Origin of the sequence: Cohnella fermenti (genome assembly GCF_004801405.1) — a bacterium.
GTDB classification, from domain to species: domain Bacteria; phylum Bacillota; class Bacilli; order Paenibacillales; family Paenibacillaceae; genus Cohnella; species Cohnella fermenti.
The window spans coordinates 130,512-145,691 of sequence record NZ_SSOB01000021.1 but is presented as its reverse complement, the minus strand read 5'-3'; the positions used below and the strand labels follow the sequence as shown (position 1 = coordinate 145,691).

The 15,180-nt window shown below is 60.0% G+C and carries 11 protein-coding genes; 9 read left to right on the top strand and 2 right to left on the bottom strand.

The genetic code is table 11. The features are described 5' to 3' along the window. Positions 1 to 134: 134 nt before the first annotated feature. The 5 genes from E6C55_RS17475 (at position 135) to E6C55_RS17455 (ending at position 6,728) form a co-directional block, all read left to right on the top strand. On the top strand, positions 135 to 287 hold the full coding sequence (locus E6C55_RS17475) for a small acid-soluble spore protein P (RefSeq protein ID WP_136371099.1): 153 nt from the start codon (positions 135 to 137) through the stop codon (positions 285 to 287). Between the two features lie 215 nt (positions 288 to 502). Then, positions 503 to 1,408 (top strand): YitT family protein, encoded by a 906-nt coding sequence (locus E6C55_RS17470; RefSeq protein WP_136371098.1) that lies wholly within the window; start codon positions 503 to 505, stop codon positions 1,406 to 1,408. 151 nt (positions 1,409 to 1,559) lie between these two features. After that, positions 1,560 to 2,642: a hypothetical protein gene (locus E6C55_RS17465; protein ID WP_136371097.1), complete on the top strand. Its 1,083-nt coding sequence runs from the start codon at positions 1,560 to 1,562 to the stop codon at positions 2,640 to 2,642. Positions 2,643 to 2,890: 248 nt separating this feature from the next. Then, complete coding sequence (locus tag E6C55_RS17460) at positions 2,891 to 3,727, top strand: response regulator (protein ID WP_136371096.1); 837 nt, start codon at positions 2,891 to 2,893, stop codon at positions 3,725 to 3,727. A 40-nt stretch (positions 3,728 to 3,767) separates the two neighbouring features. Further along, positions 3,768 to 6,728: an ATP-binding protein gene (locus E6C55_RS17455; RefSeq protein WP_136371095.1), complete on the top strand. Its 2,961-nt coding sequence runs from the start codon at positions 3,768 to 3,770 to the stop codon at positions 6,726 to 6,728. Between the two features lie 19 nt (positions 6,729 to 6,747). Here E6C55_RS17455 and E6C55_RS34725 read toward each other — a convergent pair whose 3' ends face one another. After that, positions 6,748 to 6,912, bottom strand: a complete 165-nt coding sequence (locus tag E6C55_RS34725) for a hypothetical protein (RefSeq protein ID WP_230986724.1) — start codon at positions 6,910 to 6,912, stop codon at positions 6,748 to 6,750. Positions 6,913 to 7,010: 98 nt separating this feature from the next. After that, positions 7,011 to 7,718: a hypothetical protein gene (locus E6C55_RS17445; protein WP_136371094.1), complete on the bottom strand. Its 708-nt coding sequence runs from the start codon at positions 7,716 to 7,718 to the stop codon at positions 7,011 to 7,013. Positions 7,719 to 7,897: 179 nt separating this feature from the next. On the opposite strand from E6C55_RS17445, the gene E6C55_RS17440 reads away from it, so the two are divergent. From E6C55_RS17440 to E6C55_RS17425, 4 genes are read left to right on the top strand one after another with little or no spacing between them, the layout of a single operon-like run. After that, on the top strand, positions 7,898 to 9,037 hold the full coding sequence (locus E6C55_RS17440; RefSeq protein ID WP_136371093.1) for an ABC transporter substrate-binding protein: 1,140 nt from the start codon (positions 7,898 to 7,900) through the stop codon (positions 9,035 to 9,037). Between the two features lie 16 nt (positions 9,038 to 9,053). After that, a complete protein-coding gene (locus E6C55_RS17435; protein WP_136371092.1) occupies positions 9,054 to 10,019 on the top strand; it encodes an NHLP bacteriocin system secretion protein in 966 nt (321 codons plus the stop codon). A gap of 14 nt (positions 10,020 to 10,033) precedes the next feature. Beyond that, positions 10,034 to 12,331, top strand: a complete 2,298-nt coding sequence (locus E6C55_RS17430) for an NHLP family bacteriocin export ABC transporter peptidase/permease/ATPase subunit (RefSeq protein WP_211093603.1) — start codon at positions 10,034 to 10,036, stop codon at positions 12,329 to 12,331. Next, a complete protein-coding gene (locus E6C55_RS17425; RefSeq protein WP_136371091.1) occupies positions 12,328 to 15,144 on the top strand; it encodes an NHLP bacteriocin export ABC transporter permease/ATPase subunit in 2,817 nt (938 codons plus the stop codon). The genes E6C55_RS17430 and E6C55_RS17425 overlap by 4 nt, the downstream gene beginning before the upstream one ends. Positions 15,145 to 15,180 lie beyond the last annotated feature (36 nt).

Here is a 15,180-nt window from a genome sequence, read left to right as displayed (position 1 = left end):
CGGAAAGTCCAGTCCCTTTTTGATTTTCAAAGAACGAAGTACTGGGAATTTGGCGACCGATTCCCAGCCCCCTCGGGGGCTGGGAACTAGCCTTCAAGTGCTTTCAAAACATACTATACGAGGGGGATACGAGCATGAGCAAACCGAAGGTGCAGTCCGTCGGCTCCGGCGTTCCCGAGGGGCAAGGACGGCGGGAACGAAGCCAAGGGCAGCCGAATGAACCGTTGTCCGGCTCCAAGAAGGTCAAGAATCGCAATCACGTGAGCCATCATAATCCTCAAGGCTGACGGGGACGGTCCCGCAACACGCCGCAGCTCGACAATACCTGCAGGCCGCCACAGGCAGATGAGAATCTGCGGAGTGGCGGCCTGCAGGCGCGGGGCGGTCGACTGACGGCTGGCCGCTGTGTGAGAGAATCTCTCATTTTATAAGTGCTATCATTAGACCGAGAACGGATCGGCTGTTATAATAGAAATAAATATTACTTTTGTAGGAGGTGCCTATGACCAGTCCAGTCCCTGTTCAACAAGCCCCGCAAGCCAAGCCGATCCACCATACAAGGCTCAAGCCCTTGGAGATTGCTTCCCGGATCGTGCTGATTGTCTTCGGAGCTTTCCTCGCCGGTGCCGCCCTTGAGGTCTTCCTCATCCCCAACAACATTATCGACGGCGGGATCACCGGCATATCGATTATGGTTGCGCATCTCACCGGCCTTCCGCTTGGCATCTTCCTATTCCTGTTTAATCTTCCGTTCCTTATCGTCGGATATAAATCCATTGGCAAGACCTTCGCATTATCCACCCTCTTGGGAGTCAGTACCCTATCCATTACGACTTATCTGCTGCACCATGTCGATCCCTTCACCGACGAGACTCTTCTCGCCACCGTATTCGGCGGCATCCTGCTTGGCATCGGCGTCGGCATCGTCATCCGGTTCGGAGGAACAACGGACGGCAGCGAGACGGTCGCGATCATGGTCAGCAAGCGAACGCCCTTCTCCGTCGGCCAGATGATCATGTTCATCAACCTGTTTATTCTCGGAAGCGCCGGCCTCATCTACGGATGGGACAACGCGATGTTCTCCCTGATCGCATACTTCATCGCCTTCAAGGTTATGGATCTGACGATCGAAGGCTTCGACGAATCGAAGTCGATCTGGATCATCAGCGAGCATTACCGCGAGATCGGCGAAGCGATCGTCAGTCGTCTCGGACGCGGCATTACGTACCTGAACGGCGAAGGCGGCTATTCCGGCGGCCAGAAGCAAGTAATCTTCACCGTCGTCACCCGTATGGAAGAAGCGAAGCTGAAGTCGATCGTCACCGAGATGGACGCGAATGCCTTCCTGGCTGTCGGCAATATCCACGACGTGCGGGGCGGACGATTCAAGAAGAAAGACATTCATTAACAGAAGCGACTGGTTTTGTAGGTATTTTAGCTGATTTTTAGCTGATAAGTCTTCCCCCGTGCAGGAGCTTAAGCTACAATTAACCTGCATTAACTAGCCTGAATCATCCGGCGGCTCGCCGGCGTTCAGACGAAGGGGAGAAGAGAAAATCATGAAGAAGAGCATTACGGTTGTCCTGTCACTGCTGGTATCGATCGCGCTCGTCTTGTCGGCGTGCAGCAGCGATTCGAAGTCGTCTTCGGAGAAGCTGCTCTCGTCGTTCGAGAAGTCGGCGGATATTAAATCCTACAACCTGAACGGCAGCCTGTCCATCAAGGACTTGAAGCTGTCCGATGCCCTGTTGCAGGAAGAAGAAGCGGCTTCGGCGCTGGCGATGCTCCAGAACGCCGAGCTTAGCTGGACCGGCGCTTATCGCGCGGACCCGATGATGATGGAGCTGACGCTGAAGATCAGCATCAGCGGGGACTTGGCGATATCGTTCCAGGTTCCGTTCATCATCACGCAAGAGAAGATGTGGATCAAGGTTCCGAACATTCCGATGCTGTCCCTGCCGGCCGATATCGTCGGCAAGTACATCGAGTTCGATCTCAAGGAGCTGGCGGAACAGCAAGGGGCGGAGCTGCCGGCCGCGCTCGATGTAGGCAAGGCGATGGAGCTCGCCAAGGAGCTGTTCGGCATCGTGCTCAAGCATGTGGATGAGAAGACGTATCTGTCCAGCCCGAGCGCGAAGGATGCGGGCATTCCCGATTCGGCGAACGTGAAGGATGTCGTTCAGCTTCACATCGAGAAGGACCAAGTCGAGCCGTTCGTGCAGACGCTGATCGAGAAGATCGCGCCGGAGATGCTGGATCTTCTTGCTTCGAACGAAGAGTACCGGAGCCTGACGCAGTTGACGCCGGAACAGATCGATGAGGCGAAGAAGCAGTTGTCGGAGCTCGACGAGACGGAGCTGAAGGATGGGCTTGCGGAATTCGACAAGTCGGTCAAGACGTTCGACGTCGTCTCCAATATCGGCATCGACAAGGACGGCTATGCTTCCTACAGCAGCTCCACGATCAAGTTCGAAGCTGCGGACGGCGATCAGAGCGGCAGCGGCACGCTGAGCCTCGTCTCGGAGCAGACCGATATCAACGGCGAGCCGAAGTTCGAGATCGGCGGCGAGCCGAAGGCGGAAGAGGTTATTCCGCTGGAAGAACTGATCAGCCTGTTCGGCTTCTCGATGGACGCGATGTAACACGAACGAAGCCTCCGCATTCGCGGCGGCTCTCCAGAACAGTTGTCTTAAGGCCCAAGCGCCTTGAGACGGCTGTTTTTTTGTGTGCGAGCAAGACAGGCTGAGCCGGCCGCGCCCATCCAAGCCGACGAATAGGAAAAATCGCATAGAACTGCTCTGACACATTCCTGACACACTTCGCTGTTAGATTAAAAGTTGGCTTCATCAATCGGCTTGGAATCAACAGCAGGCAAGGAGAGGGATGCCTTGTGGCAAATATCATGATTGTCGACGACTCGGCAATGATTCTGAATCGGATGCGGGCGATTCTGGAAGGGATGGGGCATCGGATTGCGGCGGAAGCCGGAGACGGCCGGGAAGCGGTCGCTCTGTACGATCCGAATCGGATCGATCTCGTGACGATGGACATTCAGATGCCGCGGATGGACGGGATAGAAGCGGTAAGGCAAATACGCCGACTCCATCCGGAAGCGGCTATTGTGATGGTCAGCTCGGTGGAGGAGCGCGCCAAAATATTCGATGCGATCAAGATGGGGGCGAGGCACTACATTCTGAAGCCGTTCACGGAGGAGAAGGTGAGGGAGGTGCTGAACGCCGTGCTCGGGCCGTCCGAAGCGAGCGGCAACCGCAGGCCCGACGACGAGGCCGGTGCGACGACAAGCCTGGAATCGGCCGCTGCAAGTGCGCCTGTTCAACGGGAGGCGGCCGCCCGTCAGAAGCAAGAACGGTCCGGAGCGAGCTTGAAACTGACGCCCACTCTCTTCTCGGCGCTGCCGTTCGAGCTGTCCCGCAAGGAGGATCGCACCGTTCTGGTTATCCAGCGGCATATTCGCCCGAGCAATCTGAAGACGCTGCATACATGCCTGCAGGGGCTGCTGTACCAGCGGAAATTAAAATGTGTGGTGGAGTGCTGGGAGCCTGTCGTCCAGGAGGCGGGGTTCCAGATGCTCGTGAGCTTCGTGGAAGCGGTGCGGGAGCAAGGCGGCACCATCGGCATCGTTACCGATAACGATATGTTCTTCACGCAGTTGCGCATGAAGCTCGATAGAGGGATCTACCGTTCCTACAAGGAGATTCAGTGGTGACGCACCCGAAGCGGAGCGGCAGGGAGAAGGGGGACTCGGCTTGAAGACAGCGGCAATCCGTAAATGGCTGCAATGGCTTATGATGGCGGGAATCGTCGCGGCATGGGGAATGGGCGCGTTCGGCGAATACGCGGCGAGCGGCAGCGCTGCGGTCCCAAGCGGCGGTCCGGCGCATGCGCCCGATGGTCCCTCATCGGCTGCCGGCAAGCCCCCTCCGATACCCGGCGGCCCCTCAACGACACTCGGCGGCCCCTCAACGACACTTGGCGGTTCATCAACGACACCCGGCAGTCCCCCGTCGGCGCCAGCCGGTTCAGCGGCCTTGTCCGGCAGCCGAGTCGAGATCCCGCTGGCCTATTATCGGCTCGGAGATTCCCCGGTGGACGGGCAAGGCGCGATGGAGTGGACGAAGCCGGACGCCGCGGAGGGCTGGTCGCGTATGCCGATGACCGGAAGCCGCGAAGCCAACCTGTCGTATGCGTGGTTCTCCCTGCAGGTTCCGTCGGAGCTGGACGGCAAGCGCGTCAGGGACCCGCACCTGCTGTTGTCCGACGCCCGCTACGACTTTGAGGTATTCTCGGGCACGGAGCGGATATATCGCTACGGCGACCTGCAGGATGAGCGCACCGCGTCGCGGGCGGGGCAGCCGGTGATGGTGCCGCTGGATCGGCTTGACCCGCGTCAGCCGATCTACATTCGCATTCACAGCGAGCTGGACTCGGTGCTCGCGGGACGTATCGGTCCGGTTATGTACGGGAATCAGACCGATCTGCGGATGTCTCTGCTGCGCAGCGACATTCCGAATGCCATCGGCGCCTTCGTGTTCTTTATTGTCGGCCTCGTGTCGATCATGATGTACTTCTTGAATCGCGGGCATCGGGCGAACCTCGTCTTCGCTCTGTTCTCCTTGCTGCTGGCGCTGAATGTGGCGATGTCTCTGCGCTTCCCGATGCTGTTCGCGGACATGTCCCTGCTGCGAACGTACGGGCAAGATCCGCTTGCGGGCATCCTCATTTATTTATTCGCTTCTTACTTCGTCATGACGATGCGGCCGGCCTATGCCGTCTGGATTCGCCGGGCAGGGTTGGCCGTCATGTGCGCGGCGTGGCTCATGCCAGTTGCCCGCTGGGCGGCATCGGACGCGTTGGACCGCTACAGCGGCTTCCTGTCGGCCGTCCGCAGCTTCGGCTTCTCCGCGCTGTGCGCCGCGTGCTTCCTGACGATGGTTGTCGGCTGCCGGCGGCGGCAAGCGAGCGGCGATGCCAAGTGGTTAATCGGCGGATTCTCCATTTATTTGCTGATGAACGCGATTGGCATTCCTCTGCGTTACTGGATCGAGCGGAAGCATGGGTTTATTGTCGAGGAGCCGATCCGGTTCGTGCAGATGCTCAACGTCGGGTTGGACTATGCTTTGTTGTTCAGCACTGCGTTCTTCGCAATCATCTCGTTCAGGCGATACCAGGAGATCTATCGGGAGATGCACGACAACAACCTGCGGATCGCCGGCTGGAACCGGGCGCTGGAGCAGCGGGTGCAGGAGCGGACGCGGGCTCTTCAGAACCTGCTGGATTATGCCGGGCAAGGGTTCCTGTCGTTCGACAAGCGTCTGCTCGTACAGGCGGAGCACAGTCTGGAATGCAGCCGCTTATTCCGCAGGAGCATTGCCGACGCCCGATACACGGAGCTGATGTATCCCGACAATCCGGCCGAGCAGATGTTGAACGAGGACATCCTGCAGCAGGTGTTCCAGGAGGACGACTTGCAGCGGGAGGTATGCCTGTCGCTTCTTCCGACAAGCGCCGAGATCAACGGGCGCTATGTCGAGCTGCAATACAGATGGCTGCCGGGCGACGAGGAAGGCAAGGTGATGGTTATTCTGACGGATCGAACGGACCAGCGCCAGTTGGAGCGGCAGATGGAGACGGAGCGCAGCATTTTGCATACGGTGGTATGGGTGATCCGGCATTATCGGGACTTCCGGGAGATGATTGACGAGTACCGGTCGTTCGTGACACAGGACATGCCGGAGCTGCTGGGCAAGGAGATGGCCGATGCGGAGAAGTGCGCCGAGCTGCTTCGTGCTGTCCATACGTTCAAGGGGAACTTCGCCCAGATCGAATTCCTCCATACGTCGGACAAGCTGCACGAGCTGGAGACGCGGCTGGAGCAGTGGCAGCGGCAGCTTCACGCGGCAGACGCGCTCGCCGATCCGGTGGAAGGCGGCGGGCTGCGAATCGGCACCGCCGAGCTGCTTCAGTGCGTAAGCCGGGATATCGGGGTGCTTCGCGATATTCTGGGCGAGCACTTCGACAGGAATGACGAGACGGTGACGATCGAGCTGGAGAGGCTGCAGCGGTTGGAGGAGCAGGTGTACATGATGCTGCCCAGCCCGGAGGCGGCCTTGATCGCCGGCGAGCTGAACAAGCTGCGTTACCGGCCGTTCCGCGAGCTGTTGGATGTGTATCCGGACTATACGGTGAAGCTGGCCGAACGACTCGGCAAGATCATCTATCCGATCACCATCGTCGGCGGGGATATGCTGGTGAATCCGGACGTGTACAGAGGGTTCGTGCGGACGCTGATTCATATGTTCCGCAATATGGTGGAGCACGGCATCGAGAAGCCGGAGGAGCGGGCCGCCAAGGGCAAGGATCGCCGGGGAATGATCCGCTGCGTCATTGCGGCGCGCGGCCAAGCCATCGAATTGACGCTGGCGAACGATGGCAGCGAGATCGATCTGGCGGCATTGAGGGAGCGGGTGCTGGCCATGGAGCTTTACCCGCCCCGCGTGTTCGACTCGATGTTCCGACAGCAGCAGATGATGTGTATTTTCCACGAAGGCTTCAGTACCAAAACAACGATCAGCAAGCTGTCGGGACGCGGCGTCGGGCTATCGGCCGTGCGCAAGTCGGCGGCGGAGCTCGGGGGCACGATTCGGATCGAGAGCGCCCCCGAAGCCGGGACAAAGTTTATTGTGCAGTTGCCCTTGCGCGTGCCGTAATCCGGTCCCTGTTCATTCCTTATTGGTTCAGCTTCAGACTGACCGGAATCCCCTTGAAGGCGCCTATCGTATAAGGGTACTCGTAGGTGGCGTGGTAGTGATACATGTTGACCATCTTCCCGTCCCATTCGACCAGATGCGTATGGCCGTGAAACTCGTCGAGGTCGTCCGTGGTGAGCAGCACGCCGCCTTCGCCGTATTTGCCGTAGATGCCGAAGCCGTCAAGGGCGTACCCTACCAGCTTGGAATGCTCCCCCGTAGACGGGTCGTCCAGGCAAGCGGTCAGGTTGTGATAGTGGTATTGCCCGCCTTGCTCGGGGTGCCCGTAACAGCGTCCTGCGTCTCGTGCGCTACGGCATCCCGGCCCGACGCGTCCAGACCGTTGAAGATCAGGCTTCCTGTCAGCATAATGCCGATCGCTCCCGAATTAACGGGCGAGGCCATCTTCGCCGCCGTCGGGTTGGCCGGCAATTCGACCCGGAACAATTGCTCCCGGATGGAATTGGGATTCTGGTCGTACTGATAAGCGTCGTCCGATTTGCTTATGGGGAAGCTGCCTGTCGGATGGTCCGGCAAGCGGTTGCCCGTGAGAATTCGTTTGTCGCCCTTCCGTTCGATGGTCAGCTCGGATTGCCAATGGACCTCTCCGTCCACGACCGCCTTCCGGGTCAGGTCGAACGTCCCGTTCGCCTTGTCGATCCATTCGCCGTCCTTCGACGCTCCCCTGCCGTCCTGCGGTTTGCTCTGAAGATAGATGTACCCCTTCTTCGGCCCCGTCAGCGTGTATTTGCCGTCCCCGAGCGGCAGCTTCGTCAGGTCCTCTTCGGAATGATCGTGATCGGAATGATCGTGAACGCCGCCGCTGGAGAGAGGGGCCGTCAACTGCTTGATCACGTTGTCCGCAGTATCCGCGGGAAGCGCCAGCGCACTCCCTCCCCACACAATCCCGATGCCGGCAAGCACGCTTAACATTTTCAGAGGTATCTTCATGCCATTCCCTTCCTCTCTCTGCACTGTTCATCTCCAGCTTGAATCTAGCACGCCAATGTGTCGATCGAATGTCGGCGCTTGACTTCTTGTTGACACAGTTCGATGCTACCCTTTAACCATAGGGGACTAAACACCAGGGATTAATCCGAATCGGTCCAAAAAAGAGGGGGGTGGTGCGCATGAAACTTAGGACGATGCTCGTGGTCTTGGCGGCGGCCGTTCTGGCGACAGGATGCGCCAATACGGACGATCCGGGCGCGCAGCGGGAGAAGCTGCTGAGCCGCCATCCGGAAGAGGCTGTGATCGGGGTCGCTTGGCCGTTCGCAACGAGAAACGACGGATTCAAGGAGGGGCTTGAGCTGGCCCTGGAGGAGATCAATCAGGTCGGGGTGATGGGGCATCCGCTCCGGCTGGTGCTGGAGGACGATCAATCCTCGGTTACCGAAGGGCTGGCGATCGCCCAAGCCTTCGCCAACCGCTCCGATATGGCCGCGGTCATTGGCCACCGCAGCTCGGCTGTGACGGTTCCTGCGTCCAAGGTGTATGAGAATGCCGGCCTGCTGCTGCTTGCGCCGTCTTCCACATCGCCGAGTTTGACGGAAGGGGGAGCCGAGCATGTGTTCCGTCTCATCCCGAACGACGCTCAGTTGGGCCGGGTCATGGCCGATTACGCCAAAGCCCAAGGGTATCGGAACATTGTCGTCTATTACGCCAACGACGAATACGGCAGAGGTCTCGCCAATTCGTTCGAGGACAGCGCCAAGTCCAACCGTCTGCAGATCATCGACCGCCTCTCGGACTTCAAGGACGGCGCGGAGCTGAAGCGGCTGGTCAGCAAGTGGAAGCTGCTCGATTGCGATGCCGTGTTCATCGCGCAGACGATGCCGGACGGCGCCGATTTTATCGTTCAGCTCCGCGAGGCCGGTCTGGACGTCCCGGTGATGGGCGGAGACGGGATGGATTCGCCGGATCTGCTCGAGATCGCCGGGAACGATGCGGACAATGCCGTAGTGGCATCCGTGTTTAATCCGGAAGGCGCAGGCGAGCTTGTCGAGTCGTTCGTCGACAAGTACACGGACAAGTACGGCGAGGCTCCGCGCAAATACTCCGCCCAGGCGTACGATTCCTTGCACATTCTGGCCGAGGCGGCAAGCCTGGCGAATTCGTGGAAGCCTGCGGACATCGCCGCCGTCCTGCGGGCGCAGTCGTCGTGGCCTGGCGTATCCGGCCTCCGCTCGTTCGATGCCGACGGCGAAGTGCAGCAGATGTCCATCGTATTGAAGCGGGTCGCGAATGGCGCATTCGAGTATATGAGATAAGGGAGAGCAGCACAGGATGAACAACCATGTTTTCCGTAAAGTGTCGCTGGATCGCCTGTCTTCGCCGGAACAACTGGATACCTTGATGAAGGTGACTTCCCCCAGAGGCTGGCTGGCCTTGGCCGCTCTCGGGCTGCTGCTGGCCGCCGCGATTGTGTGGGGATTCCTGGGTACGGTCAGCACCAAGGTCGCCACGGAAGGCGTGCTGATTCAGCCCGGCGGCCTGCAGACCGTCTATGCGTCGTCAAGCGGACTTCTGACCGACATTCGTGTCGTGGAGAACGATTACGTTCAGAAGGGCAATGTTATCGCGCGCATGGAGCAGCCGCAACTGCTGCAGCAGCTTGAGCGGCTAACGAACGAATGGAAGGCTCTGGAGGCCGCCTATGCGAACAAGCCGTCCGAGGAGCTGGAGGAGCAGATCGCAAGCTATCGGCAGACGATTGCGGATGCCAAGGAGGACTATCTCTACCAGACGAGCATTGTCAGCGCCTATACGGGGCGAGTGCTGGCAGTGAATGTGAAGAAGGGCTCTTCGATTGAGGCGGGCACCTCGGTCATCTCGCTGGAATCGGGAGAGACCGGGGCGAACAATCTCAAGACGGTGTTGTACGTTCCCGTGCAGACCGGGAAAAAAATTATTCCGGGCATGACGGTGGATGTGACCCCAAGCTCAGTCAACAAGGAAGAGTACGGATTTATGATCGGCCGTGTCGCCTCCGTCTCCGAGTTCCCATTAACGACACAATCGATGTTCCTTACGTTGGGCAATGAGGCGCTTGTTCGCGAGCTGGCCGGCGAGGGAGAAGCGATGCTGGAAGTAAGCGTGGAGCTGATTCCGGACTCCTCCACCGTCAGCGGCTACAAGTGGTCCACGTCGGATGGGCCGCCGCAGCAGATGGACAGCGGCACATTGGTATCTGCCTCGATTACCGTGAAGCGGCAGAAGCCGATCGCATCCATCATTCCACAGTTGAAGTGAGGGAGCTTAACGTTGTGACGAACTCTCCGAAGCGGGTCAAGACACCGACCGTTCTGCAGATGGAAGCCGTGGAATGCGGCGCTGCTTCGCTCGCGATTGTCCTCGGCTACTACAGAAGCTTCGTTCCGCTGGAGCAGCTTCGCGTCGAATGCGGCGTGTCCAGGGATGGAAGCAAAGCGAGCAACATCCTCAAGGCGGCCAGGAAGTACGGATTCTCCGCCAACGGCTTCAAGAAGGAGCCGGACGCTCTGCGGGAGATGCAGGGGCCGATGATTATCCATTGGAACTTCAACCACTTTGTTGTGCTGGAGGGCTTCAAGCGCGACAAGGTATATCTGAACGACCCGGGAACGGGGCCGAGGACCGTATCCTACGAGGAGTTCGACCAATCGTTTACCGGCGTGGTGCTGACGTTGGAGCCTTCGACGGATTACAAGGCGCAGGGCGAGCAAGCCGGCATCGCGGGTTCGTTGCGGGGGCGCCTGAAGGGCTCGGAATCGGCTCTGCTGTACGTCATTCTGGCCGGCTTGTTCCTCGTTGTGCCCGGGCTGGCTATTCCCGCGTTAACGCAGGTCTTTATCGATCATATTCTGCTCGGACACAACGACGGCTGGCTGCTCCCGATCCTGATCGGCATGCTGGCGGCGGCGTTGATGCGCTCGGCGCTCGCGTGGCTGCAGAGGTATTACTTGCTGCGGCTGGAGACGAAGCTGTCGCTCAGCATGTCCAGTCGCTTCTTCTGGCATGTGCTGCGGCTTCCGGTGCAGTTCTTCTCCCAACGGTTCGGCGGGGAGATCGGCAGCAGGGTCGCGATCAACGACACGGTCGCGCAGCTGCTGTCGGGCGAGTTGGCCATCGCGGCCTTGAGCTCGGTCATGATCGTGTTCTACCTGTTCCTGATGTTCCAATACAGCGTTCTGCTTACGTTCATCGCGGTTGCGGCCGCCTTGCTCAACGTCGCATTCCTGCGGTTCGTATCCCGCAGGCGGGTCGACCAGGGGATGAAGCTGCTGCAGGACGAAGGCAAGCTGGACGGCGTTGCCATGAACGGGCTGCAGATGATCGAGACGCTGAAGTCAAGCGGCGCGGAATCGGACTTCTTCGCCAAGTGGGCCGGCTATCAGAGCAAGCTGATGAATGCGGAGCAGCAGATCGGGGTGTCCTCCGGCGTGCTGGGCGCCGTCCCTTCCTTGCTGGCGGGAATCAGCTCGGCGGCGATCCTGACCGTCGGCGGCTTGCAGGTAACGGAGGGGATGATGACGATCGGCATGCTCGTGGCGTTCCAGAGCTTGACGGCGAGCTTTATCGGCCCCGTTCATCAGATGGTGGGGCTGGGAGGCTCGCTTCAGGAAGCGAAGGGCGGCTTGCAGCGGCTGGACGATGTGCTGAATCACGAGCTGGACAGCCAGGCGGCCGCATCGCATGAGCCGAGCCCGGAAGACGGAGCGGATGACGCGAATGGCACAGCCAGCGCAGACGGCAGAGACGGTGCTGAAGGTGCGGTTGGCGCAGACGATGCGGACGTCGCAGACGATGCGAGCAGAGCGGAGCGCGCTGACGGCGGGGCGGAGAATGCGGCTGGCGCCAAGCTGGCGGGCTCCGTCGAGCTGAGGAATGTGACGTTTGGCTACAACAAATTGGAGGGACCGTTAATCGATAGCCTTAGTCTCACTCTGAGGCCCGGCTCGCGCGTTGCGTTCGTCGGCGGCTCCGGCAGCGGGAAGTCGACGATAGCCAAGCTGATCGCGGGCATCTATCAGCCGTGGTCCGGCGAGATTCTGTTCGACGGAATCGGCCGCCGCTCCTTGTCGCGCAGCTTGATCGGCCATTCCTTGGCGGTGGTCGATCAGGATATTCAGATGTTCGAAGGGACGATCCGCGACAACTTGACCTTGTGGGATGCAACGATTCCCGAGACGGACATGGTTCGCGCGGCCAAGGACGCCTGCATCGACGATGAGATCAGCTCCAGGGCCGGCGGGTACGACTACAGGATCGCCGAAGGCGGCGGCAACTTCAGCGGCGGGCAGCGCCAGCGCCTCGAGATTGCCCGGGCGTTGGCCGGCAATCCTTCGATTCTGGTGCTGGACGAGGCCACAAGCGCGCTGGACCCCAAGACGGAGCAACAGGTGGATGCCAGCTTCCGCAGGCGGGGATGCACTTGCGTCATTGTTGCGCACCGGTTAAGCACGATTCGCGATGCCGACGAGATCATCCTGTTAAAGGGCGGCAAAGTGGTCGAGCGGGGGACACACGAGGAGCTGATGAAGGCGAAGGGCGAATACGTCAAGCTGATCGAGGAGCACATATGACACAGTCGGATTATGCAGTGCTGGAGCAATTCTTCGCGGAACACGGAGAAGTCGTCCACGCCGGCGGCAATGCGCCGCTGGTCGTAATGGACGAGAGCTCCGTCTGGTATATCCGGTCGGGGCACGTCGATGTGTTCGCCGTTACGCTGCGGGCGGGGGAGGCGGCCAGCGGGCGGCGGTTCTTATTGGGCCTGAATGCGGGGCGCCTTGTGTTCGGTTATCATTCGGCTGCCGATACCGCATCCGAATCCGATGCGGATATCGATACCGAAACCGATACTGCACCCGCATCCGATGCGGATGCGGCGGCGGCCGGCGATGCCCCGGGCCATCTGGTTGTCGGAACGGCGGGAACGGTGCTGCTGCGGGCGGACCGCTCTCTGCTGTTCGCTGCGGCCGAAGCCACAACCGCAACCGCAGGCGCAGGCGGAGAAGCAAACGAGAACGCGAAGCTGCAAGCCGCCCTGTCCGGCCAAGCCGAATTGTGGGTTCAGGGCTTGGCCGCGGCGCTGAAGCTGGCGGATCGGCCGCCATTGCTGTCGGGCCGGCTGGTGAACGAGCAATTGACCGACTTCCATCGGACCGTTCATCTCCATTATGTTCGGAACCGTGCGGCGGAACGGGAAGCGGAACGGCAGCAGCTCAAGCGGAAGCGGGAGCACGATCGGGCGGTTATGGAGCAGGCGCTGAAGCGGTTGGCGGCGGTGACGGACAGCAGCCGTCCGCAGGCCGAGGCGGATTCCATGAGCCTGAGCGGAAGCGCGCTGTATGCGGCCTGCAAGCTGCTCGGCGAATCCGTCGGAATCAAGGTGAAGCCGCCCTCCGAGCATCAATTGCGCAGTGCGCGTGATCCCGTGGCGCTGATCGCCGCGCACTCCGGGTTCCGCACCCGCCAGGTTGATCTGAAGGGCCGATGGTGGCTGGACGACAACGGATCTCTGCTTGGCTTCATGGAAGGAACCCAATCGCCCGTGGCGCTTATTCGGCAGAGCTCCAACTCGTATATTCTGCTCGATCCCGAGGCCGGAACCGAGCAGGCGGTAACGGAGCAGATCGCCCGAACGATCGCTCCCGCGGCCTACATGCTCTATCGTCCGTTGCCGATCAAGCCGCTTAAGGTGATGGACCTCGCCAAGTTCTGTTGGCATCCGTCGATCAAGCGCGACCTCGGCTTGCTGCTGCTTATGGGGCTTGTCGGCGGGGTGCTGGGCATGTTCATGCCGATTGCGAGCGGCCTGCTGTTCGATACGATTATTCCCGCTTCGGACAGAGGGCTTCTGCTGCAGATGGGATTTATTCTGCTGGCGGTCACGGTCTCGCTGTTTCTGTTCCAACTGACGCAATCGATGGCGCTGCTGCGGCTCGAAGGCAGGCTGGACAGCTCCATTCAAGCGGCGGTATGGGATCGGCTGCTCAGCTTGCCGGTGTCCTTCTTCCGCGACTATTCCGCCGGCGACTTGTCCATGCGGGCGAGCAGCATCAACGCCATTCGGCAGTCGCTCTCCGGGGTTGCGGTCACGGCGATATTCGGCGGCATCTTCTCCTCGTTTAACTTCTTCCTGTTGTTCTATTACGACATGAAGATGGCGCTTGTCGCCGCAGCGATGGTCGCTGTCGCCGCAGCGGTCACGGTCGGCTTCGGGACGGTGCAGGTGAAGCGGCAGCGCGTTCTGCTGCAACTGGAAGGCAAGCTGGCCGGAACGATTCTCCAGCTCATTAACGGCATTGCCAAGTTCCGGATGGCCGCTGCGGAGAAGCGGGCGTTCTTCATCTGGGCGAAGCAGTTCGGGGAGATCAAGGAGACGGACTTCCGGGCAAGGACACTTATCAATCTGCACGCCGTCTTTAATGTCTTCTTCCCCGCAGCGACATCAATCGTGTTGTTCTACATGGTGGCGACAGGCTCCAGCACATTAAGTCCCGGCGGGTTTATCGCATTCTTCGCCGCCTTCACGACATTCCTTGGCGCCAATCTCGCGATGTCGTCGGCCGTCGTATCAAGTTTGACGATCATACCGCTGTACGAACGGGCGCGGCCGATTCTCGAGACGATTCCCGAAGCGGCGGAGGTCCGAGACGATCCGGGCGAGCTCGCGGGGGAGATCGAGGTCAAGCATGTCCGGTTCCGGTACAAGGAGGATCAGCCGCTTATTCTCCAGGATATGTCCCTGCATGTTCGCCCGGGCGAATTCGTGGCGCTGGTCGGCGCCTCGGGCTGCGGCAAGTCGACGCTGATGCGGCTGCTGCTGGGGTTCGACATCCCCGAATCCGGGTCGATCGCGGTGGACGGACAAGATCTGAAGACGTTGGACATCCGCGCCGTGCGCAGGCAGTTCGGCGTCGTTCTGCAGAACGGCAAAGTCATGAGCGGCGACATCTTCACCAATATTGCCGGTTCGTCGAAGCTGACGATTGACGAGGCTTGGGAAGCTGCGGCGATGGCAGGGCTGGACGAAGATATTCGGCAGATGCCGATGGGCATGCATACGATGGTGGCCGAAGGCGGCAGCACGTTGTCCGGAGGACAGCGGCAGCGGATGCTGATTGCCAGGGCCATTGCCGGGAAGCCGAAGGTTCTGCTGTTCGACGAGGCGACCAGCGCCCTCGACAACCGTACGCAGGCGATTGTCAGCAGAAGCCTGGAGGCGTTGAAGGCCACCCGCATCGTCATTGCGCATCGGCTCAGCACAATCAGGAACGCCGACCGGATCTTCGTATTCGACAAGGGGCATGTCGTACAGTCTGGCACATACGAGGAATTAATGGAGCCGGATGGGCTGTTCCGCGGGCTGGCGGAACGGCAGCTATCGTAAAATATCATATTTTATCCTGTATTAGGAGTTTTCGAC